This window comes from Microcoleus sp. Z1_B2, from assembly GCF_036700325.1.
In the GTDB taxonomy this organism is placed as follows: Bacteria; Cyanobacteriota; Cyanobacteriia; order Cyanobacteriales; family Microcoleaceae; genus Microcoleus.
The window spans coordinates 96,348-117,771 of sequence record NZ_JAUBOQ010000003.1; the positions used below are offsets into that span (position 1 = coordinate 96,348).

At 46.8% G+C, this 21,424-nt stretch carries 21 protein-coding genes; 9 read left to right on the top strand and 12 right to left on the bottom strand.

Translation table 11 applies throughout. The features are described from left to right. Positions 1 to 139: 139 nt before the first annotated feature. The 5 genes from QT984_RS02305 to patD form a co-directional block, all read right to left on the bottom strand. The gene (locus tag QT984_RS02305; protein ID WP_333052556.1) at positions 140 to 625 is read right to left on the bottom strand and encodes a GNAT family N-acetyltransferase; all 486 of its coding nucleotides are present in this window, start codon (positions 623 to 625) and stop codon (positions 140 to 142) included. A gap of 176 nt (positions 626 to 801) precedes the next feature. Then, a complete protein-coding gene (locus QT984_RS02310; protein ID WP_333052553.1) occupies positions 802 to 1,875 on the bottom strand; it encodes an RNA polymerase sigma factor, RpoD/SigA family in 1,074 nt (357 codons plus the stop codon). Positions 1,876 to 1,978: 103 nt separating this feature from the next. After that, positions 1,979 to 3,652 (bottom strand): ABC transporter ATP-binding protein, encoded by a 1,674-nt coding sequence (locus QT984_RS02315; protein ID WP_333052550.1) that lies wholly within the window; start codon positions 3,650 to 3,652, stop codon positions 1,979 to 1,981. A 356-nt stretch (positions 3,653 to 4,008) separates the two neighbouring features. Next, positions 4,009 to 4,593: a zf-TFIIB domain-containing protein gene (locus QT984_RS02320; protein WP_333052547.1), complete on the bottom strand. Its 585-nt coding sequence runs from the start codon at positions 4,591 to 4,593 to the stop codon at positions 4,009 to 4,011. Positions 4,594 to 4,650: 57 nt separating this feature from the next. After that, the gene (gene patD / locus QT984_RS02325; RefSeq protein ID WP_333052545.1) at positions 4,651 to 5,037 is read right to left on the bottom strand and encodes a heterocyst frequency control protein PatD; all 387 of its coding nucleotides are present in this window, start codon (positions 5,035 to 5,037) and stop codon (positions 4,651 to 4,653) included. 113 nt (positions 5,038 to 5,150) lie between these two features. On the opposite strand from patD, the gene QT984_RS02330 reads away from it, so the two are divergent. The 4 genes from QT984_RS02330 (at position 5,151) to QT984_RS02345 (ending at position 10,214) form a co-directional block, all read left to right on the top strand. Further along, positions 5,151 to 5,411, top strand: coding sequence for a hypothetical protein (locus tag QT984_RS02330; protein ID WP_333052543.1), 261 nt, complete (start codon positions 5,151 to 5,153; stop codon positions 5,409 to 5,411). Positions 5,412 to 5,499: 88 nt separating this feature from the next. Next, positions 5,500 to 7,773, top strand: coding sequence for a bifunctional (p)ppGpp synthetase/guanosine-3',5'-bis(diphosphate) 3'-pyrophosphohydrolase (locus QT984_RS02335; RefSeq protein WP_333052541.1), 2,274 nt, complete (start codon positions 5,500 to 5,502; stop codon positions 7,771 to 7,773). Positions 7,774 to 8,019: 246 nt separating this feature from the next. Further along, complete coding sequence (locus QT984_RS02340) at positions 8,020 to 9,213, top strand: ATP-binding protein (protein WP_333052538.1); 1,194 nt, start codon at positions 8,020 to 8,022, stop codon at positions 9,211 to 9,213. Continuing rightward, the gene (locus QT984_RS02345) at positions 9,210 to 10,214 is read left to right on the top strand and encodes an AAA family ATPase (protein ID WP_333337794.1); all 1,005 of its coding nucleotides are present in this window, start codon (positions 9,210 to 9,212) and stop codon (positions 10,212 to 10,214) included. The genes QT984_RS02340 and QT984_RS02345 overlap by 4 nt, the downstream gene beginning before the upstream one ends. 61 nt (positions 10,215 to 10,275) lie before the next feature. Here the strand turns inward: QT984_RS02345 and QT984_RS02350 are convergent, their stop codons facing one another. Beyond that, on the bottom strand, positions 10,276 to 11,196 hold the full coding sequence (locus tag QT984_RS02350; protein ID WP_333269656.1) for a glycine betaine ABC transporter substrate-binding protein: 921 nt from the start codon (positions 11,194 to 11,196) through the stop codon (positions 10,276 to 10,278). A gap of 163 nt (positions 11,197 to 11,359) precedes the next feature. Between QT984_RS02350 and QT984_RS02355 the strand changes: the two genes are divergently transcribed. Then, positions 11,360 to 12,727 (top strand): aldehyde dehydrogenase, encoded by a 1,368-nt coding sequence (locus QT984_RS02355; RefSeq protein WP_333052532.1) that lies wholly within the window; start codon positions 11,360 to 11,362, stop codon positions 12,725 to 12,727. Positions 12,728 to 13,103: 376 nt separating this feature from the next. Continuing rightward, positions 13,104 to 13,454, top strand: a complete 351-nt coding sequence (locus QT984_RS02360) for a 4a-hydroxytetrahydrobiopterin dehydratase (RefSeq protein ID WP_333233360.1) — start codon at positions 13,104 to 13,106, stop codon at positions 13,452 to 13,454. Between the two features lie 26 nt (positions 13,455 to 13,480). Here the strand turns inward: QT984_RS02360 and QT984_RS02365 are convergent, their stop codons facing one another. Then, complete coding sequence (locus QT984_RS02365) at positions 13,481 to 14,212, bottom strand: response regulator transcription factor (protein ID WP_333052527.1); 732 nt, start codon at positions 14,210 to 14,212, stop codon at positions 13,481 to 13,483. A 595-nt stretch (positions 14,213 to 14,807) separates the two neighbouring features. Here QT984_RS02365 and QT984_RS02370 point away from each other — a divergent pair. Next, the gene (locus tag QT984_RS02370; protein ID WP_332985209.1) at positions 14,808 to 15,056 is read left to right on the top strand and encodes a DUF6761 family protein; all 249 of its coding nucleotides are present in this window, start codon (positions 14,808 to 14,810) and stop codon (positions 15,054 to 15,056) included. Positions 15,057 to 15,473: 417 nt separating this feature from the next. On the opposite strand, the gene grxD is transcribed toward QT984_RS02370, so the two are convergent. The 3 genes from grxD to QT984_RS02385 form a co-directional block, all read right to left on the bottom strand. Then, entirely contained in the window at positions 15,474 to 15,797 is a 324-nt protein-coding gene (gene grxD / locus QT984_RS02375; protein ID WP_190657705.1) for a Grx4 family monothiol glutaredoxin, read from the bottom strand. A gap of 201 nt (positions 15,798 to 15,998) precedes the next feature. Continuing rightward, entirely contained in the window at positions 15,999 to 16,259 is a 261-nt protein-coding gene (locus QT984_RS02380; RefSeq protein WP_333052524.1) for a BolA family transcriptional regulator, read from the bottom strand. Positions 16,260 to 16,301: 42 nt separating this feature from the next. Continuing rightward, on the bottom strand, positions 16,302 to 16,925 hold the full coding sequence (locus QT984_RS02385; RefSeq protein WP_333052522.1) for a hypothetical protein: 624 nt from the start codon (positions 16,923 to 16,925) through the stop codon (positions 16,302 to 16,304). 329 nt (positions 16,926 to 17,254) lie between these two features. On the opposite strand from QT984_RS02385, the gene QT984_RS02390 reads away from it, so the two are divergent. Both QT984_RS02390 and QT984_RS02395 read left to right on the top strand, forming a co-directional pair. Next, a complete protein-coding gene (locus QT984_RS02390) occupies positions 17,255 to 17,653 on the top strand; it encodes a transcriptional regulator (protein WP_333233358.1) in 399 nt (132 codons plus the stop codon). Positions 17,654 to 17,866: 213 nt separating this feature from the next. Further along, positions 17,867 to 20,194: a S8 family serine peptidase gene (locus QT984_RS02395; RefSeq protein ID WP_333052517.1), complete on the top strand. Its 2,328-nt coding sequence runs from the start codon at positions 17,867 to 17,869 to the stop codon at positions 20,192 to 20,194. An 88-nt stretch (positions 20,195 to 20,282) separates the two neighbouring features. On the opposite strand, the gene QT984_RS02400 is transcribed toward QT984_RS02395, so the two are convergent. Together QT984_RS02400 and QT984_RS02405 are read right to left on the bottom strand one after the other, a co-directional pair. Then, positions 20,283 to 21,014: a WecB/TagA/CpsF family glycosyltransferase gene (locus QT984_RS02400; protein WP_333052515.1), complete on the bottom strand. Its 732-nt coding sequence runs from the start codon at positions 21,012 to 21,014 to the stop codon at positions 20,283 to 20,285. A 207-nt stretch (positions 21,015 to 21,221) separates the two neighbouring features. Beyond that, the gene (locus QT984_RS02405; protein WP_333038037.1) at positions 21,222 to 21,359 is read right to left on the bottom strand and encodes a hypothetical protein; all 138 of its coding nucleotides are present in this window, start codon (positions 21,357 to 21,359) and stop codon (positions 21,222 to 21,224) included. Positions 21,360 to 21,424: the final 65 nt, after the last annotated feature.

The following is a 21,424-nucleotide window of genomic DNA, read 5'->3' on the forward strand; positions in this document are numbered from 1 at the left end:
CCTGTGCCACACACAGGCAAGATGCCTGTGCCACACACAGGCAAGATGCCTGTGCCACACACAGGCAAGATGCCTGTGCCACACACAGGCAAGATGCCTGTTTCACACACAGGCAAGATGCCTGTTCCACACGCCTGAATTACTTCGATGCCAAATTTGCCAAAGACTCGCCCGCAACCCGGCAAATCCGCCAGTCGGGCATCACATCAGCACCGATACCCTTGTAAAATCCGATCGCCAATTCATTCCAATCCAAAACGCTCCATTCCAAACGCCCGCAGCCCCTTTCCACCGTCAACTGCGCTAAATAAACTATCAAAGACTTGCCAATCCCCCGCCCTCGAAACTCAGGCACCACAAACAAATCTTCCAAATAAATTCCCGGCTGAGTTAAAAAAGTAGAATAATTGTAAAAAAACAGCGCCCAGCCCACAACTTGACCTTCGCACTCGGCTAAAACCGCTTCAGCAAAAGGTCTATCGCCAAACAAATGACGCTCCAAATCAACGGCATTGCCAGTAACGGCATGAGATAATTTTTCGTACTCAGCTAAAGCTTTAATCAAATCAAACAGCACCGGCACGTCGGCGCGGGTAGCGGGGCGCAAAATTACCTCAGAAGACATAAATAAGTAAGTAGTACGCGACAATCAACAATTAAAAATACCACATCCAGAAATTTTTAATTGGTAATTTTTAATTAAGCTTTTCCACATTAAACCAGCATATTTACGGTGGCCTCGGAGTGCCACCCCACAATAATTTTAAGATTTTTCAAAATGCCAACTCAAGGTTTTTTAGTTTATTTCAACCAGCCCTTCAATCGTTCCGTCACTTGAGGGCGGCGCAGCTTTCGCATTGCCTTATTTTGAATTTGACGGACTCGTTCGCGGGACAAATTGAACAAACTGCTGACCTCTTCTAAAGTGTAAGGTTCGCCGGTCAGCAAACCGTAACGCATAGCAACAATCTCTTTTTCCCGCTCAGTCAAAATACTGTCCAACACCTCCAAAATATCTTGGCGCATCATCATCTCATTCATCTGAGCTTCGGGAGATTGCGTCGCGTTATCTTCGAGAACATCCAAAAGTTCCGAACTTTCTTCTGAGCCGATGCGGTGGTTGAGAGACAAAGATTGCCGACGTACTTGCTGGAGGTAGCGAAGCTGTTCGCAACTAACTTGCATTTCTCTAGCAAGTTCAGTTTCACTTGGATTTCGTTGAAGAGAACGCTTCAAATCTCGATAAACTTTTTTGAGTTTATTTAACTGTTCGACAATGTGAACAGGCAAGCGAATCGTCCGCCCTTGATTGGCAATTGTCCGGGTAATTCCTTGGCGAATCCACCAATAGGCATAGGTAGAAAACTTGTAACCCTTCTCTGGATCGAACTTTTCGGCTGCTCGATTTAAACCCAAAGCTCCTTCCTGAATTAAATCGAGAAAAGGCACGCCCCGATTAAGATAGCGTTTGGCAATCGAAACCACCAAGCGCAAATTCGAGCTGATCATTTTCCGTTTCGCCGACTGACACTGGTGGCGAAGCTGTTGCATTTGAGTTTCGCTTATCCCCAAAGCCGCTGCGATTTCAGCTTTTGTCGGCACTCTGTCCAATTCCTGCTGCAAACGCTGTTCTAGTTCATCCAGGGCTACCAATTCTTGAACGCGGCGCGCCAACTCTACTTCTTCGGCTGCTGTCAGTAGAGGATACCGAGCCATTTCCTTGAACAAAGCTCCCACTGGATCGTCGGCAGACCAGTTGTTGTATGCTGACGATCGAGTTACCGTCGGACGATCGATCTCGGTGTCTTCATCTTCTGCGATCGCGAATGAGGCTTCGGGTGCCACCGCAAAACTGCCTAGGTCAGATTCTGCCATATCGTGCTTGGTGTCGGTGGAAGGATTTGAAAAGTATCCCTTAACTTTAACCAATTTAACCCGAAATTTCCGAAATCCCAAATCCCAAATCCCAAATCCCAAATCAATTAGTTCGGGCTAGTAAAGGAGCAGCCTGCAACAACTGCTGAGTGTAAGGGTGCTGCGGATTAGTAAAAATATCCCTAGTCTTACCGATTTCAACAATTTTTCCAGCATTCATTACCGCAATACGATCGCAAAAAAATCTCGCCACCCACAAATCGTGCGTAATAAACAGATAAGTCAAATTAAATTCCTGCTTCAACTCCAACATCAGCTCTAAAACTTGAGTCTGCACGCTGGCATCCAGCATACTCACAGGTTCGTCGCAAATTATCAGTTGCGGCCGAGTAATCAAAGCACGGGCTATAGAAACTCGCTGCTGTTGTCCTCCTGACAATTCCCCCGGATAGCGGCGAAAGAAATCCTCCCCTGGACTTAAACCCACCCGCTCTAACATTTGGATTACTTGTTTTTTAGCTTCGCTGCCATTAGCTAATTTGTGAATAAACAAAGGATCAGCAATACTTTGCCCGACAGTCATCATCGGATTCAGGCAAGCGTGGGGATCTTGAAAAATCATTTGCATTTCGCGGCGGTGCTTCCTCACAGCATCGCGGTTCAGGGCAGTTATATCTATTCCTTGAAATTCCACTTTGCCGCCAGTCGCGGTAATTAGCTGCAAAATCGTGCGTGACAAGGTACTTTTGCCGCAGCCGGACTCCCCCACCAGCCCTAGGATTTCTCCCCGTTGTAGCTCTAAACTAACGCCGTCTACGGCTTTAATTACCTGCCGATTCCTGGAAAACAACTGATCTAATAAATTGCTTTCTAAACTGTAGTGTTGCTGCAAATTGGTTACGGTCAAAAGAGGCGAATTTGTTAAGTTTGCAGTAACGGCTTCAGTCCTGATTTCCTCGAATGCTAACCCTTTGTCAGAATCGGCTTGAATGTGCAAAGCTGCTTTGAGGAGCGATCGAGTATATTCGTGCTGCGGTTTTTCAAAAACGTTTAGCACCGGCCCTGTTTCTACAACTTTACCGCCGTACATCACCGCAATGCGATCGCAATACTCAGCCACCATCGCCAAATCGTGAGAAATCAACAAAATAGCCGTTCCCCGTTCCTCACAAAGTCTGGTTAATTCCTGCAAAATCTGAGCAGCTACAGTTACGTCCAAACTTGTAGTCGGTTCGTCCGCCACAATTAATTTGGGATCGAGCAAAAGAGCCAAAGCAATTGCTACTCTTTGCCGCATTCCGCCGCTAAATTCGTGGGGAAATTGCGACCAGCGAGACGCGGGAATTTTCACAGCTTCCAGAGTTTCGATTGCCCGTTTCTTAGCTTGCTTGCGATCCAAATTCGGTCGGTGAGCTTGCAAAGTCTCGATGCAATGTTCTCCTACAGTCATCAAAGGATCGAGACGAGTCATCGGATCTTGAAAAATCAATGCTACAGCTTCGCCCCGAAATTGTCTCAGCCGCGAAGCATTCATATCAAACACCGACTCTCCAGCAAAACTAACTCGCCCCTCAATCAGCGTTGAATCCGGCAGCAACCGCATCGCCGCCCTTCCCAAAGTTGACTTACCGCACCCAGACTCCCCAACTAATCCGAGCTTTTCCCCCGGTTTCAGCGTCAGGGAAACCCCGTCCACGGCCCAACCGGATTGGCCCCGCCGCTGGGGATAAGCTACTCGCAGATTGTCAACGGAAAATAGAGAAGAGTCATTAGTCATTAGTCATTAGTCCTTAGTCAATCGATTTTAGATTTTAGATTTTGGATTTTAGATTAAAGAATTAAAGCATTAACTTGCGCGAGATAAATTCGGGGGCTTGTATCCTGGATCCTTTCGGTCAGTAGTCAGCGGTCAGTTGTTATTTGTTATTTGTTATTTAATGGTCAATATCCTGGCTGTTAGTTGTTACTTCTTAGTGTTTCAGAGTTATTAGTTATGGGCAAGAGACGGCTCTGCTGTTTGTAAATACAAATAAAAATAGCTACAAACAAAGCTTTTATTAGTACATCATTCACCGAGCAACTGATAACTGACAACTGACAACTGACAACTGACAACTGACAACTGACAACTGACTAAATTTCCCTTCGCTTCAACTCAGCTCTCCGCAGTATGTAAGTAGCGGCACAATCTGCGTGAGGATGGTCTGCTAAAACTTCCGCGAGTTCCAACACATATCCGGCGATATCCGGCCCCAACTTCTCAGTCAGCACTTGACGTTCCCGAGAGGCGAGTTCTTGCACGCGGGCCTTAGCTTGCCAATTCGGAGAAAACATCTTGTCAATCTCGGTGTGGAATCCCAGACTTTCGAGAATGTCCCACTCGCCGTTATCGCACCAAATGCCCCCGCACAACATACAGCGCTCTATGTAAAAGGGCACTCTGCTGAAAGGAACTTTCGCCCGCGACAGATAGTGACCGTCTTCGGGACACAGCGCTGCTTTGCTGTCGTAGGGAGACGGCGTGAATTCTATGCCGAGAGTCGCTGTCGCATCAGGCTTCTCGGATTTGTTGTACCACTGGCTTTGCTCTTTTTGCCAAGCTTCGTATTCTCTGCCTGGAATCCAGATACCGTAACAGTTGGGACACCACTGCACCGACATACGGCCGGCTAAGGTACCGCCTTCTAAATTGGGATGTTTACATTTTGGACATTCCACCGCTTTATTTCTCCTTGCCTTATTAATTCCCTGTTAATTCAATTATTAATTCTGTATCTAGGCGGGCCCTGAAGAACCAGAATTTTTTTGCAGCAGCGCGCCACAGTAGCCAATTAGCGTGTTAAGCCGCGCGATCGCCCCAGTTTGCCTCGCCTTTGCTGTCGCTGGCTGGCGCGACGCTTGCAAAAAGGTGACATCTGTCCCCAATAACCGCAGTTGCTTGTGAATTTCCGTCAAATAGGACTGCTCTGGGGGTGTTTCTGAGGCGTCTAACTCATCGCTTTCGGCTCTCATAATTTGGTTTCCGAAAAATTGTTGCACTTTTGTGTATTCGATCGCCAGCGCGGCCCGATCCAGATTCTCCTGTGCAGCAGTTCTTTGTAGTTCTTCTAGCGCTTGCTGTAATTCTTGGTAGCACTGGCGGCGGTCTTCGGACAATATCATGATTTTGTAAACAAATTTGTATTTATAATCAAAGTAGATACTTACTTAAGTTTGCTCATAGGGAGGGAAGCTGTGCGTTTTTGGAGCTATTCCCTGTTTTGTGAGAACTTTTTTTGATTTGCTGCCCTGACTCTACCCTTCTGGCTGCTGCTTTTAGTTTAGCGTTGCCGGTAAATGCCGATCGCCCGCAACCTCAACGGCTACCGCCAAAATATGCTTATTTTACCCGATTTTCCCCGATCGACAGACTGCTGCGGCAGCAGTGGTGTCACTATCTTTTCCTACCTGCGAGGGGGGGCGACTCGGAATTAGATAGGTATAGTTTGAGAAAAATCGACTATTTTTTTGAATTGCAAATTGTGGCATTCAATTAGTTTAGTATAGCTAAACACATAATTTCGGCAATTCAACCGAAAACCGGCTTTTAACCATTTGTATTTCTAAGTTTTAAAGGTGTACCCCATGAACGCGAACACTCTGACTCCCTCTCCTTCGATCGATCCTGCTGTAGTTCCCGATTGGCTGCAAGAATGCCTGAATGCTCGATCGGAGCCTGATGGGGGCCCTAACCCGAATTGTTCGACGGACGACAGCTTAATTTGTCGGGCCTTTGAATTTGCCCGCGACTTGCACGAAGGACAATACCGCAAATCAGGAGAACCTTACATTTGCCATCCGGTAGCTGTCGCTGGAATACTCCGGTATATGGGCGGCAACAACGTCATGATTGCCGCCGGCTTCCTCCACGACATTGTTGAAGATACAGATATTACTCTCGAAGAAATAGAACAGCGGTTCGGCGCCGAAGTGCGACAGTTGGTTGAAGGTGTCACCAAGCTTTCTAAGTTTAATTTTTCCAGCAAAACAGAGCGCCTTGCGGAAAATTTCCGCCGAATGTTCCTAGCAATGGCTAAAGATATTCGCGTCATTGTCGTCAAACTGGCAGACAGGCTGCACAACATGAGAACTTTGGAGCATTTGTCCGAAGAAAAGCAGCGCAGTATTGCCCTAGAAACCCGAGATATTTTTGCTCCCCTAGCGAACCGTTTGGGTATTGGCCGCTTTAAGTGGGAATTGGAAGATTTAGCCTTTAAATACCTGGAACCTGAAGCTTACCGCGAAATTCAGGAATTGGTGGCGGTGAAGCGGGCCGATCGAGAAACTCAACTCGCAGAAGTCACAGATAGTTTGCGAGAAAGGCTTGACAATTTAGGCATTAAATGCTATGAAGTTAGCGGTCGTCCCAAACATTTGTACGGAATTTATGGGAAGATGCAGCGCCGCCAAAAAGGCTTTAACCAAGTGTACGATATTGCAGCGGTGCGGATCATAGTAGAAACCAATGATGACTGTTATCGGGCTTTGGCGATCGTCCACGATTCTTTCCGCCCGATTCCCGGCCGCTTTAAAGATTATATCGGTTTACCAAAAGCCAACCGCTACCAATCTTTGCACACCGGAGTAATCGGAACCAGCGGCCGCCCCATCGAAGTGCAAATCCGCACCGTAGCCATGCACCACATTGCAGAATACGGCATTGCCGCGCACTGGAAATACAAAGAAACCGGCGGTTCTAACACAAAAGTCACCGGCGATGACGAAAAATTTACTTGGCTGCGACAACTCCTTGAATGGCAAAGCGACCTCAAAGACGATCGCGAATATTTACAAAGCATTAAGGACAACTTATTCGACGAAGATATTTACGTTTTTACTCCTAACGGAGACGTAATTGCTCTCAATAGCGGATCAACTCCCGTAGATTTTGCTTACCGCATTCACACAGAAATTGGCAATCACTGCACCGGTGCCAGAGTCAACGGGCGAATGGTGACACTAGACAAGGTTTTAAAGAACGGCGATATTGTAGAAATCTTGACCCAAAAAAATGGTCATCCGAGTTCCGATTGGCTGAATTTTGTCAAGACAAACGGAGCAAAAAACCGAATTCGCCAGTGGTTGAAGCGATCGCACCGAGATGAAAATCTCGCTCGCGGCCGAGAATTGCTGGAAAAAGAATTAGGTAAAAACGGCTTAGAATCTTTGCTAAAATCTGAACCCATGCAATCGGTGGCTCAGCGCTGCAACTACCACAGCGTCGAAGATTTAATCGCCGGTTTAGGCTACGGCGAAGTCACCCTAAATCTCGTAGTAAATCGACTGCGAGATTTAGTAAAAGTGCAGCAAAAAATTGAAGCTGCTCCCGCAGCAACCCACGAATTGCCCCAGCTAATACCTGCATCGACGACACCGAAACCATTACCGAGTTCGTCTCCGAGCAAATCGCCCATCGCAGGTGTAGAGGGATTGCTCTACCATTTAGCCGGCTGTTGCTGTCCGATTCCTGGGGAATCAATTATTGGAGTTGTGACTCGCACTCGCGGAATTTCGATTCACCGACAACGATGTTCAAATGTTGAGAGCGTACCTGGGGATCGCTTGGTTCCTGTGAGTTGGAATTCCAGCAACCGCAATGAATCTCGACCCAACACTTATCCGGTTAACATTCAAATTGAAGCCCTCGATCGAGTGGGAGTTCTCAATGATGTTTTATCGCATTTGAAGGACAACCAAGTAAACGTCCGCAGCGCTCAAGTCAAAACATATCCCGGATTGCCGGCCTTAATTGATTTGTGCATGGATATCCAGGATAAACAACAGTTCGAGCGGACTTGTATGCAAATTAAAAAGATGAGCGATATTTTGAATTTGCGGAGGCTGAGTGAAGGGACTTAGAAATTTAATTTAGCGGCTGATGCGGGAAATTGGTAAGTAGTAATTGAAAATAAACTTTTCTATTTAAACTCTTAACAATTCCCAAACTATAGCAATCCTTGCAGGAGTCGTAAATTTTTTACCCCACCCCAACCCTCCCCTTATCAAGGGGAGGGAGTAAGAAATTCACAAATGATTTAGGATTGCTATAGCCGCAGTCGGCTGTTAGCAAGCAGTAAGAATAATTTACGACAAATAAGTTAAAGCATGGATGACAGTCAGTTAGAAAATCTCCTCAAAGACATTGAATCCGATCGAGTAGAGCGCAAGGCCTCAACATCCGATAGGGGTAAACTCCGTCAGGCTATATGCGCTTTTGCCAACGACTTGCCAAACCACCAACAGCCAGGGGTACTATTTATAGGTGTTAATGATGATGGAAGCTGTGCCAATTTGAGCATCACCGATCAACTGTTACTAACCCTCTCGGATATGCGTTCAGATGGAAATATACTGCCTTTTCCCGCGATAACCGTGCAAAAGCGAACGCTTGCGGGATGCGAGTTAGCAGCAGTCATTGTAGAACCATCAGATGCACCCCCTGTCCGCTATGAGGGGCGAATCTGGGTACGGGTGGGCCCCCGCCGCGCTACTGCCACAGCCGAAGAAGAGCGCCGTCTCTCAGAAAAACGGCGTTCCAGAGATTTACCTTTTGATATTCAATCTTTGCCTTCCGGGACACTAGATGACTTAAATTTAACTTTATTTCAACAGGAATATCTACCTTCAGCATTGCCTAGTGACATATTAGAAGAAAATCAAAGAACCGTCGAACACCAATTAGCATCAGTAAGATTTATTACCAGTTTACCGTCAATTCAGCCAACAAATTTAGGTATATTGGTAGTAGGAAAAGACCCAAGGCAATTGATACCGGGTGCTTACATTCAATTTTTGCGAATTGAGGGAACTGAGCTAACCGACCCAATTAAAGACCAGAAAGAAATTGCCGGGCCACTTTCTATGATGCTGAGAGTGTTAGATGAAATACTGCAATCTCATATCTCAATAGCTTCTGATATTACCGCTCAGTCAGTGGAAATCCAGCAGCCAGATTACCCGTTAGTAGCACTGCAACAGCTTGCTAGAAATGCGCTCTTGCACCGCACCTATGAAGGGACGTATGCACCAGTAAGAATTACCTGGTTTAGCGATCGCATTGAAATTCAAAACCCCGGAGGGCCCTTTGGACAAGTTAACAGACAAAATTTTGGTAGGCCTGGAATCACTGACTACCGCAATCCAAACTTAGCAGAAGCCTTAAAAAATCTTGGTTATGTACAAAGGTTTGGAATGGGTATCGCCATAGCTCGCAATTCACTGCAAAAAAATGGCAGTCCACCACCGGAGTTTGTTGTCGAAGATGCTCATGTTTTAGTAATTATTAGGAGGCATCCGTGACAGTACCCATTATTGCTTTTTTCAATAATAAAAGTGGCGTCGGTAAAACTTCGCTAGTATATCATTTAGCCTGGATGTATCGCAATTTAGGAATGCGGGTGCTAGCAGCAGATTTAGACCCCCAAGCCAATCTGACTGCTGCTTTTCTAGAGGAAGAACGTTTAGAAGAATTGTGGGAAGGCAATAACCGACCTAACACAGTTTTTCGCTGCGTACAGCCTTTAGTTAGAGGAATTGGTGATATTGCTACTCCAGAAGTAGAGCACATTGAAGAAAGATTGGGACTCTTGGTAGGAGATTTATTGCTCTCTGGATTTGAAGATGACCTCTCAGCAGAATGGCCCGGCTGCACCGATCGCAAGGAGCGTTCTTTTCGGGTCATTTCTGCTTTTTGGCGACTCTTGCAAGAAGCAGCAACAGTTCATCAAGCTGATGTAGTTTTGACAGACATCGGCCCGAATTTAGGAGCGATTAACCGGGCCGCTTTGATTGCAGCTAACTATGTAGTAGTTCCTCTATCACCGGATTTATTCTCACTGCAAGGATTGAAAAATCTCGGCCCAACTCTCAGACGCTGGCGGCAAGAATGGCTAGAAAGATTAGAGAAAAATCCTGCCCCTGATTTAAAGCTTCCTCAAGGTCAAATGCAACCTGTTGGTTATATTGTCCTGCAACACTCGGTACGGCTAGACCGCCCAGTGAAAGCTGATCAGCGATGGATTGCACGGATTCCTAATATTTATCGGGAAGCTGTGCTCAATGAATCGGAAAATAGCACACTTTCCATCGCCGAAGATCCTCACTGTTTAGCTTTGCTAAAACACTATCAGAGTCTGATGCCGCTTGCCCAGGAAGCCCATAAACCTATGTTCCACCTCAAACCTGCGGATGGGGCAATTGGTTCTCACATCCAGGCCGTGCAAAGTGTTTACGGAGACTTTAAAAAGCTAGCTCATAAAATTGCTGAAATCGTAGAAATCCCAATACTTACCAATTTCTAATCCCAACTTTTAAGTAAGCTGCTACGGATATAAAGTGAACTTTTAGGATAGAAACTGCCGATTATTTTGCGTTAGGTGCGGGCTGGGAACCGCCCAACTTTTGCTGCAAAAACTCCCGCGCCACTTGTCCAGCTTCCTGCTGTTCCCCGTCAACTTGATAGTTGAGTTTCCGCATATCTTCCTCAGAGATTTTGCCGCCCAATTCTGCGAGCACTGGACGCAATTCCGGGTATTGTTCCAAAATTTGCGATCGCACAACCGGAACTGCTTCGTAGGGCGGGAAATAGCCCTTGTCATCTTTGAGAACTACTAAACCTAAACTTTGAATCAAACCGTCCGTCGTATTACCAGCAATCACATCTACTTCTTTTTGTTGCAGCGCTTGATAAAGCAATCCTAACAGCAATTCCTTCGGTTGTTCTCGAAACTTAATTCCGTAAGTTTTCGCCAATCCGGGAAACCCATCTTCTCTCTCGTTAAATTCTGGGCCGAAACCAGCCCGGAGGTTAGGTGAAGCTTTCCCAAGTTGCGAGAGAGTTTGTAAATTGAGTTTTTTGGCATCGTCTCCCCGCACAATAATCGCAAAACTGTTATTAAATCCCAGCGGTTCCGTCCATTCTGCTTTAAACTGTTTGGGATATTCTTGTTTGAGGTAATCGAGGACTTTTTTGGGGTCAGAAATCGGTTTTTGTTTGAGCAGGTTGGCGTAAGCAGTCCCCGTGTATTCGACGTACAAGTCGATTTTACCTGCTGTTAGGGATTGATGGCAAAGCGAACCTCCCAGATTCAGTTCTCGTTCTACTTTGATATCTGTTTTAGCTTCGATATGGCGTGCTAAAATTTCGGCGAGGATGACTTGTTCGGTAAAGTCTTTCGAGCAGATGACAACTTGCTTTTCGGGCTTAGAGGTACATCCTGCTACTGCAAGCAAGCAAAGCAGCCAGCAGGAATAGAAAAAAAAATCGTTCTTAGATATTTTCATGACTTAACTCAAATTAAGCATCTACAATTAATACTTTATAAGTTATAGCATAAAGCCCCGATCGCAGACTTTTTCAAGAGGTCTGCGCTTTAACACCGATCGCACTTTACCCAAGTTCCGTTTTCCTGTTGTAACATTTATTTATAGACATGGAGGACAAAAAATGGTAATCAGCGTCAGCGATATTATCCAGCAGCAGCGGCAATTTTTTGCGACTGGGAAAACGAAAGATGTGGATTTTCGGCTTGAACAACTCAAAAAACTTAAAAGTGCGATCGAACTTAATCAATCACGAATAGTCGATGCCGTCAAGGCAGACCTCGGTCGGCCGGAATTCGAGGCTTATCTTGAAATCGCATCGATCGCCGAAGTTAATTATGCCATCAAAAACCTCAAATCGTGGGTAAAGCCGAGAAAAGTGGCTGCTTCGATAGATCAATTCCCAGCATCGGCCCGCATTTACCCTGAACCTTTGGGCGTTGTTTTAATCATCGGGCCTTGGAATTACCCATTTCAGCTAATGATATCACCTTTGGTCGGGGCGATCGCCGCCGGCAACTGTGCACTTCTCAAACCTTCGGAAATCGCCTCGCACACCTCCGAAGTTATCGCCGACCTGATATCCAAAACCTTCGATCCCGCCTATATAGCCGCCGTCGAAGGAGGAGTCGAAATCAGCCAACAATTGCTAGCCGAAAAATTTGACCACATCTTCTTTACAGGCGGCACTAAAATCGGTAGAATAGTCATGGAAGCTGCCGCTAAACACCTGACACCTGTCACATTAGAATTAGGTGGAAAAAGTCCTTGCATTGTAGACTCAGACATTCAGGTTGAATACACAGCAAAACGCATTGCGTGGGGCAAATTTCTCAATGCCGGACAAACTTGCATCGCTCCCGATTACCTATTAGTTGATAAAAAAGTTAAACCTGCTTTGATGACAGCAATTAAAACAGCCATTCACGAATTTTACGGCGACAATCCGCAAACAAGTCCCGACTATTCGCGGATTATCAACCAGCGGCAATTAGACCGTTTGAGTGCGTTTATCAAAGATGGAGAAATTGTCGTCGGTGGGGAAGTGAAACCGGAAGATAGATATATTGCACCGACGGTTTTAGATCGTGTTTCCTGGGATTCGCCGGTGATGCAGGATGAGATTTTCGGGCCGATTTTGCCAGTTTTGGAGTATGATGATTTCGGGGAGGCGATCGCGCAAATAAACGCCCGTCCCAAACCCCTAGCTTTGTATTTGTTCTCTAAAAATAAAGAGAAACAAGAGCGAGTTTTGCGGGAAACTTCTTCGGGGGGAGTTTGTCTCAACGACACGGTTATGCAAGTGGGAGTAAAAGATTTACCTTTTGGCGGAGTTGGTGAAAGCGGCATCGGTAGCTATCACGCGAAAGCAAGTTTTGATACTTTTTCGCATCAAAAAAGCGTGCTGCAAAAGTCATTTTTACTTGACTTAAAATGGCGGTACGCTCCCTATAAGGGTAAGTTGGATTTGATTAAGAAAATTATCGGTTGATCGATCGCACTTGAAGGGGCGGGTTCGCCAAGTTTTACAATATCACCGAGATAGCCAAATCAACCCGCCCATTCCTGATATTATCGGTCAACCGATTCCACAGTGAACGATAATTTCCAGAAATTTTAAAGGATTGCTCATCTGTTTTTTGAACGATTTCGATCGCAATGTCTGCCTTGCACCATTCTCAAAAACAGGCTTTCCGGCCTGTTCCACAAAGAGTGAATTTCTTGTGGGTTGGGCATCCTACCCGCCCATAAAAAGCTTATTAAAAATGGTGCAAGATGTCAATCCTAAAGGACAGTTGCCCTTCAAAATAATTCAGATTAGAAATGTCTATAATATCTTTTAGCATCTTCTCGCTAAACAGCAATTTATGGAACCTTTAGCAACAGAACCCTGTGCAGCCTGCAGCCCAAACTCTGCCCGCGTCACAGCTTACGAAATTGTCCAGCTAAAACCTCAAATTCCCGACTGGAATTTGACCGAAAAAAATGGCATTCCCCAAATAGAACGCACCTACGAATTCCCGGATTTCAAAAGTGCGATCGCCTTTACAAACAGCGTCGGCGAAGCAGCAGAAACTGAAGGACATCACCCCGCACTGTTAACCGAGTGGGGGAAAGTTACCGTTACTTGGTGGACTCACGAGATTTCTGGACTGCATCGCAATGACTTTATTATGGCAGCGAAAACCGATGCGATCGCCAATCAATTCCCCAAATAAAATCAGACTTATAGCCCGATCGCAGTTTAAGAAAGCACCGCCCTGGGCACTGGTGAATGTTGATTGGCATTATTTAACAACTCCAGATTCAGTCGGTAGCCGACATTGCGTACAGTTTGAATCAAGCTCGGCTGTCGCGGGTCGATTTCGATTTTTTTACGCAGAGAGAGTACGTGAGTGTCGATCGTCCGGGGGTTATCAATCGCATCAGGCCAGGCCCGACGCAGCAAATCCGAGCGCGACAGCGGCACTCCTCCAGCTTGAGCTAGCACGTACAGCAGGCTAAATTCCTGGGGAGTCAGCTCAATATGTTCCTCGTACAACCTGACTCGGCGCTGCACCAAATCAATTTTCAGCAGCCCGCACTCCAGCGTCGCCGGCGGTAGCATCGTGCGGTTGCGGCGCATCAGAGCTTCCACCCTGGCCATAAACTCTTGCATCCCAAAGGGTTTAGTCAGGTAATCGTCTGCCCCCGCCTTCAAACCTTCAACAATATCCGATTCCGAATTCCGCGCCGACAGCATCAAAATCAGCGACTGCTGCTGCTGTTGTAGCCAGTTGCAAAATTCCAAACCGTCCCCATCGGGCAATTGGGCATCCAGAATGACTAGGGTTGGCTGGCGGCTGAAAAATATTTCCCTAGCGTGACTGATATCCGCTGACTGGTGCACCCAGTGACCGACTTGCTGTAGATGCCAGCCCAAGAGCGATCGCAGGTGCGGATTCCCTTCAACAATTGAAATACTTGCAGATTCCACAGAGGCGAGCTTCCCATATCACTAATTGCTACAAGGTTAACAGAGCTTTTGTCAAGCTTTTGTAACCATCGCTACTCAAGCATGAGCTGCGTTTAAAGCAGCGGACATACCTAGGGTAGGAATTTTAAAGATTGGGTTAATTTGGCAGGGTCAGCCTGCAGAAAGGTTAAATCATTCTGGCGATGAGCTTACAATGAAAATAGGACAGTGTAAAGCCGATCGATCCCATGCCCCAACCGCCTGCCAAAAGCGATCCCCCCGACCCAGCCCCCAATTCCAGGAGGTTGACAAATCGCGCAAGTGAAACTAGAATTCCTCCAACCGTTCGCTCGGTAGCCGGAACACTCAGCCACTTTGACCGTCAAATTCAGCCACATCCCGACTCAATTAAACGCACAGCGAATTATCTAGGTGCGCGCAAAAAGTCGAGCAACTGCATTGCAACGAGTGAAATTTTTTATGGAGGGTAGCCTGTTGAGCAGGGTAAAAACTTTTATTTAGAAATAGCTTCAAGCTGAGCCACTCAGCATCAATCGAGGCCATTCCTAAATCCCGCCGTCATTATACAAACCACAAAGGATTTCAAACTCACACCATGCTACAAGACACCCAAACAATCCGGCACTACCAAAAACTCACCGACGCCCTCGTCGAAATGTGGAATAGAGGTTATCGCTTTGATGACCTGCGGCTTTACTTAGACGGCTATTTAGCAGCCCTGCGGCACTCCAACAGTTTGGAACCCTATCTGATTCACAGACTAGAGGAAGAAGCAGCCCGTTACATTCACGACCCCTCCAATTTTGCAATGCCACAGACCCAAACTGAAGCAGACTACTATTAAATAGCAAATTCGGTTTGATAAACCCTTGATGATTTGGGAATGGGGAATGGGGAATTGGGAATTGGGAATTGGGAATTTTAACTGGTTCCCCGGCTATGCCTCGGAACCGATGTCCACAGGCTCGGCCTCGCTTTGGGAGCCTAAAAATTCGATGCCTAGCCTACTGCATTGCGTTCCTAGGCTTTGCCTGGTAACGAATAATTACAGCACTTTCCAGGTAAGTGAAGTACAGAGAAACCGGGTTTCTTGAATAAAACCGGTTTCTGGCGAGAAATCCAGAAGAAACCCGGTTTCTGGGGTGTACTTTATCAACCTGGAATCCGCTGTAAGTAAATTAACTTAATTCAAAGTAAAACGCGATTGCTGTTATTTCCCCGACTTCTTTAAGAAGTCGGGGAAATGTTTTTTCTGTCTAATTTAAGAAGCCAAAGCCACTTCCACAACTTCTTGCAATTCGCCCTTTTGATACATCTCGATCATAATATCCGAGCCACCAATAAACTCGCCGTTGATATAAACTTGAGGAATTGTCGGCCAGTTGGAATACTCTTTAACGCCTTGACGAATTTCCTGGTCTGCTAAAACATCAACAGTTTCGTAAGGCACTCCCAAAGTATTGAGAATTTGCACCACAGTATTAGAAAAACCGCACTGGGGCATTAACTTATTGCCCTTCATAAAAACCATGATTTTGTTTTGCTTAACCAACTCGTCAATTCTTTGATGTGCTGTTGTACTCATGGTAGGTCCTAATATTGTTTGAAAATTTTTCAACGTTGACTGACGCAGAAACCGGGTTTTTTAGGAAAATCTTTCGTTACAGCCATAGATTCCGGTTAAAAAACCCGGTTTCTTTGGTTTTTGTGGGTAAGTGCAGCAGTTGTATTTCAAGCAACTATTGACACAAGCACAAACTTGTGATACCCAATTGCCGCTCAACAATTAAGCAGCTTGACTTTTCGCTTCCCATTCTGCAGGAGTTAAGGTTTCCAAGCCCAAAGCGTGGATGGCTTCACTAGCCATTGCCTGTTTGAGAGCGCCGTATACCAGTTGGTGCTGCTGTACTCGGCTTTTTCCTTCAAAGGCTGCAGAGACGACTCTCGCCTGGTAGTGGTCACCGCCACCGGTCAAATCGTCAACTTGTATTTTAGCGTCGGGCAACCCTGCCTTAATCATTTCTGCTACTTGAGACGGTGTAACCATTGGTTTCTCTGATAAACGGCTGTAATTTAGATTTTAGTGGAACTATTTGTTAGACGATCGCGGTTGACTGCTGGCAGGTCGGGGAAAGGGCGAATCCACAAAACCCAATTCCAGTAACTGCTGGTAAGCTTTCTTGCCCAAGTCGCGAGTTGGCTGCTGCGATCGAATAATCTGAATCAGCAGGGGCACAGCCAGTTCGGGCTTATTTTGGGCCCGGTGTACCAACGCCAGCCGGTAGGTGGCTTCGTCGCGCATTTGGGCTGTTTCTACAGCTTTGGTGCGGTGGCTTTCCGCCAAGCGGATGTCAATTCCGGCAAAACTGCTACCCAGTTGTTGGTAGAAGTTGGACAGTTGATTGAAAATTTGGCGGGATTCTTGGAGTTTTTGAGTAGCCAGTGCGTAATTCTGAGAGGAAATAGCACTGCTGGCTTCTGTCATCAAACGCTGGCCTCCTGGGACGCTCAGCAGACTGCTGTCTTGCGTCAGAGGGCGAAGATTGTTGGGGTCTGTGGGGTCGTCGGCGGGCTCGATTTGCTGTTGGTTCTCTGGCCCAGAAGGTTGTTGTGCTTGGACTTGGATCGGTTGCAACAGGGTAAAAGCTGCGATCGCCCCGATCGTAATCCGGGCAGTGGAGCGAAGCCAGCAAACAGTTCCAGAGTATACCATGAAATTACTTTGCGCCTATGCGCTTTAAAAAAATATTTAGCTTGAGCCGATCTTACCATTGGCGATCGCAACCGGCTAAGTGTAAACCAAATTTGTTGAAATGTCAAAGGGTGGGCGATCGATTTTGGATTTTAGATTTTGGATTTTAGATTTTGGATTGAACAAGGAAATCGCGGGGGATTGGACAGATCCCGGCAATCTAGTCCGGGACGCAGAAACCGGGTTTTTTTACCTAAATACTGCATTTGAGGCTTTAAACCTGGTAAAAAACCCGGTTTCTTTGGTATTTGATGCGTAAGTCCCGATCTAATTCAACAATCGAACGCACCATGAATATGGCAATTGAAAGAACAGCTTACGGTCAACTGCTGGCTAAATCTCAGCCTAAGCCAATCCTGAACGAAGAAGATAATGATCTTGCCCTCGCAGAAGTCGATTTTCTGATGTCTAAGGAAGAATTAACAGTAGAAGAAGAAACTTTACTGAGTCTCTGGGGGCTGTTGATCGAAGAATACGAATCAAAATATTACCCAGATCCAGAAGTGACTCCCCGGGATGTTCTATTGCATTTCATGGAAGTTCGCGAACTCAAACAAGCCGATTTAGTGGGCGTGATTGGTTCCAAAGGAGTAGTCTCTGAGGTGGTTAATGGGAAACGGGCGATTAGCAAGGCGCAAGCTAAGGCGCTGGGAGAATTTTTTAATGTTAATCCTAGCGTGTTTATTTGAGCGTGTTTATCTGCTGAAAAACTTGCTGATCTCGAAAAAGACTCGGCGGTTGAAACCGCTAGCAACGCGATCGCACAAACTAAGTCCGACGCGGACTGATGGAAAAACTACCGCTGTTAGTTACAGATTCAAACCCCTCATAGCAAAAACCTCCCTGACAGCTTATAAATATGTTTGATAAATCTACATCAAAATCAAACAGGAACATTTCTGATGGTACAACCAAGCAAACCCACCTCCGAGACTCTCCAAAACTATCAAGGAATTGGAGTTCCCGATGAAAGTCTCCCACTGATTTTGCAGCGCGGCGGCGATGAATTGCTGCTGTCAAAAGCGGACGATCGCTTTACAGTCCGCCCCTCACCAACAGCATCAGCCTCAAACGATTGGGCTGCAACAACTGGGGCAAAACTCAACCGCCGCGTCGGCCAAAGTAATCTCGAAGAATATCTCGTTTCAGCCGATCGCCTAGAAGCAGCAATGCAAACAGCGCGCGCCAGCGATGCCGTAGCTTTTGCCAGCCACGTCTATTGCCCCGCGAACAATCCCAGTACATTCTTTTATTTAACCGACCAAATTACCATTCAATTTGGCGAACAAGTAGACGAAGAATCGCGAAAGGCGATCGCCAATGCAGCAGCTTTAAAAATAGTCCGGCCAGTAGAAGGAATTCCCAACACCTTCGTCTGCTTCGTCACCAAACAAGCAACAGAAAACCCGGTCAAAATTGCCAACCGCCTGACAAGATATCCAGAAGTTCTCGTAGCAGAACCCAACATTTTAGTAGAGACGCAGCAGCATTACACGCCCCGCGATCCGCTTTATCCCAAACAGTGGTATCTCAACAACAAAGGCGGCAAGGAACTTGTCGGCGGTGCTCAAATTTATGCAGAACCAGCTTGGGACATGACTCGCGGAGTTCGATCGATCGTAATTGCGATCGCCGACGATGCAGTTGACATCACCCACCCGGATTTTCAAGCCCAAGGCAAAATCGTCTCACCCATCGATTTCAAAGAGGGCGACACTTCCCCGATGCCAGTCGCCGACTCAGACAACCACGGCACAAGTTGTGCCGGCGTCGCCGTTGCTGAAGAAAACGGCAAAGGCATTGTCGGCGTCGCCCCCGGATGCGCCCTGATGCCCATTCGTACCACGGGTTTTCTCGATGACGATTCTGTCGAAAAAATATTTAATTGGGCGATCGAAAAAGGTGCCGCCGTCATTTCTTGCAGTTGGGGGCCTGCGGCAGTTTACTATCCCCTTTCCCTGCGGCAGAGTGCCGTTATCACCAAAGCAGCAACCCAAGGGCGGGGCGGCAGAGGCTGCGTTATTCTGTTCGCTGCCGGCAATGCCAACCGCCCAGTCAACGGCACAATTAACGAGAAAGGCTGGCCCAACAACGTCCTGGGCGGTCAAACTAGATGGCTGGCAGGATTTGCCGTCCACCCCGACGTAATTGCCGTCAGCGCTTCCACTTCCCTCAACAAAAAAGCAGCCTACAGCAATTGGGGCACCAGCATCTCGGTTTGCGCCCCCAGCAACAACGCGCCGCCGGGAACTTGGTTGCCAGAAACCGGATTTATCGGCACGCCGCCGGAGGTGACGCAGTATTTGCCCGGTTTGGGGGTGTTTACTGCCGATCGAGTGGGCAATCGGGGCTACGACTGGGGGGACTATACTGATACTTTTGGCGGTACTTCCAGCGCCACTCCAGTAGTCGCTGGGGTTGCAGGGTTGATACTTTCGGCTAACCCCCGTTTGACGGCGCGGGAAGTGCGGGGAATTCTCGAACAAACTGCTGAGAAAATTGTCGATCCCGATCCCGATCCCCAGTTGGGCAATCGCATGGGAAATTACGATCCTAACAACGGCCGCAGCGATTGGTTTGGTTACGGGAAAGTGAATGCTTTTAAAGCTGTGCAAGCTGCGGTGAGAAAGGGCGGCGGCAATCCGAATATCGGGGGTACAGTGTTCAGCGATATTTCTGGACATTGGGCACAGAAGTTTATTGAAGCTTTGGCTGCGGCGAATATAATTAGCGGTTTTCCTGACGGTTCTTTTAGGCCTGATGACAGTTTAAACCGTGCTCAATATGCGGCGCTGTTGGTGAGTGCGTTTAGTCCGATTCCGAGGGTGCCGGCTACAAATTTTATTGATGTTTCTGCTACTTTTTGGGCGAGAAGTGCGATCGAACGGGCAAATCGGGGGGGGTTTTTGGCGGGGTTTCCGGGGTTGAAGTTCGGCCCGAATCAGAATTTAACTAAGGCTGATGCGATCGTGTCTTTGGTTAACGGTTTGGAACTTAAGGGCGGCAATCCTGATACTTTGAAAGTTTACACCGATCGCTCTCAAATTCCTAATTATGCTTTAAGTGCGATCGGCACAGCAACTGCTTTGAAGATTGTGGTTAATTATCCTTCCCGCGATTGGCTTTCGCCGCTGCGGGACATTACCCGCGGTGAGATTTCGGCTTTGATTTACCAGACTTTGGTGGCGATTAATCGGGCAAAGGCGATCGATTCTCCTTACATTGTTTAATCGCGATCGGTTCGTAGTGAGGACTGAATTCCTGATAATTTTATGAGGACTTTAGTCCTCACTACAAACCTATTTTATTGTGGCATTTTTAAGCTCGAAAATCCCCCAAAGCTTTCAAGGCAAATTGTGGCAAAGCCAACATCCTCCGCCACCGCCAAGGTTCTTGATAAAGCCGATACAACCATTCTAAATGATTGTCGCAAAACCAAGCAGGGGCGCGAGTTTTTTTGCCCGCCCAAATATCAAAACTGCCGCCAACTCCCACCCAAATCGAATCAGGACAAAGATGCCGGTGTTCGGCAATCCAAAACTCTTGGCGCGGCACTCCCAAGCCCACAAAAATCAGTTTTGGCTGCATTTCTTTCAAGCTTTGATCCAAGTCTTTTTGTTCGTGTGGCGAGAGATATCCATGCTGAGAAACAATCGACAATCCCTTAACTTTTTGCTGCCAATTTTCTGCTGCCGCCTCCGCAATTCCGGGGTGACCTCCGAAGAAAAATATTGATTCAGAATTCGGCAAGTTTCCGGCAGCTTCTAACAGCGATTCTGCTAATTCAATCCCCGGATAGCGCTGTGCCGGTTTGCCACGCAGCCGCAAGTACAACACCACTCCCGAACCGTCGGGAATCACGAGTTCCGCTTTGCGGATTACATCTGCTAAGGCCTGATTTTGCTCGGCTTGCATGGCCATTTCAGCATTCAAAGTCACCACATGACTTCCTAACCCTTGATGCAGACGCTCCATCAGCCAACCTGCATAATCATCTAATATGTGAACTGGTAGTCCCAGCACTGAAAATTGCGGGCGCGATCGATCCATATTTTTTTCTTTGAGATTCCTACACACCTAGTTATTTAAATTAGCTTAGATTGGCGATCGACGCTAGACCAGTTTTGGTCGCAAAAAACCCGGTTTGTGCCACCAAGAGTCTGTTAAGTCATCGTTCTGTGGCCCAGAAACCGGTTTTTTTGTAAGCGACGAGTCGCGCAAGTTCATTAGAGTTTGCCCGCCAAGTGCGATCGAGCATTAGCGTTCGATTTTTTTGACAGAGCCGTCTGCGTACCATTCCATCGGTACTAGCTCAATTTTACCATTAATTTTCACTGTGGAGTAGACAACTTTCACGAAAGGAACGCTGTTGTTATTGTGGTTTTGGGTAGACATGGCAATTACCTTTTTGTGTTTGGATAACTTGAGAAATAATCTAATCTCTGATATATTTAAAAGTC

What these genes read in the sequence shown, in the direction of transcription:
- QT984_RS02305 (WP_333052556.1), bottom strand. Translation starts at nt 625, where the DNA reads ATGTCTTCTGAGGTAATTTTGCGCCCCGCTACCCGCGCCGACGTGCCG.
- QT984_RS02310 (WP_333052553.1), bottom strand. Translation starts at nt 1,875, where the DNA reads ATGGCAGAATCTGACCTAGGCAGTTTTGCGGTGGCACCCGAAGCCTCA.
- QT984_RS02315 (WP_333052550.1), bottom strand. Translation starts at nt 3,652, where the DNA reads ATGACTAATGACTCTTCTCTATTTTCCGTTGACAATCTGCGAGTAGCT.
- patD (WP_333052545.1), bottom strand. Translation starts at nt 5,037, where the DNA reads ATGATATTGTCCGAAGACCGCCGCCAGTGCTACCAAGAATTACAGCAA.
- QT984_RS02335 (WP_333052541.1), top strand. Translation starts at nt 5,500, where the DNA reads ATGAACGCGAACACTCTGACTCCCTCTCCTTCGATCGATCCTGCTGTA.
- QT984_RS02340 (WP_333052538.1), top strand. Translation starts at nt 8,020, where the DNA reads ATGGATGACAGTCAGTTAGAAAATCTCCTCAAAGACATTGAATCCGAT.
- QT984_RS02350 (WP_333269656.1), bottom strand. Translation starts at nt 11,196, where the DNA reads ATGAAAATATCTAAGAACGATTTTTTTTTCTATTCCTGCTGGCTGCTT.
- QT984_RS02355 (WP_333052532.1), top strand. Translation starts at nt 11,360, where the DNA reads ATGGTAATCAGCGTCAGCGATATTATCCAGCAGCAGCGGCAATTTTTT.
- QT984_RS02360 (WP_333233360.1), top strand. Translation starts at nt 13,104, where the DNA reads ATGGAACCTTTAGCAACAGAACCCTGTGCAGCCTGCAGCCCAAACTCT.
- QT984_RS02370 (WP_332985209.1), top strand. Translation starts at nt 14,808, where the DNA reads ATGCTACAAGACACCCAAACAATCCGGCACTACCAAAAACTCACCGAC.
- grxD (WP_190657705.1), bottom strand. Translation starts at nt 15,797, where the DNA reads ATGAGTACAACAGCACATCAAAGAATTGACGAGTTGGTTAAGCAAAAC.
- QT984_RS02380 (WP_333052524.1), bottom strand. Translation starts at nt 16,259, where the DNA reads ATGGTTACACCGTCTCAAGTAGCAGAAATGATTAAGGCAGGGTTGCCC.
- QT984_RS02385 (WP_333052522.1), bottom strand. Translation starts at nt 16,925, where the DNA reads ATGGTATACTCTGGAACTGTTTGCTGGCTTCGCTCCACTGCCCGGATT.
- QT984_RS02390 (WP_333233358.1), top strand. Translation starts at nt 17,255, where the DNA reads ATGAATATGGCAATTGAAAGAACAGCTTACGGTCAACTGCTGGCTAAA.
- QT984_RS02395 (WP_333052517.1), top strand. Translation starts at nt 17,867, where the DNA reads ATGGTACAACCAAGCAAACCCACCTCCGAGACTCTCCAAAACTATCAA.
- QT984_RS02400 (WP_333052515.1), bottom strand. Translation starts at nt 21,014, where the DNA reads ATGGATCGATCGCGCCCGCAATTTTCAGTGCTGGGACTACCAGTTCAC.
- QT984_RS02405 (WP_333038037.1), bottom strand. Translation starts at nt 21,359, where the DNA reads ATGTCTACCCAAAACCACAATAACAACAGCGTTCCTTTCGTGAAAGTT.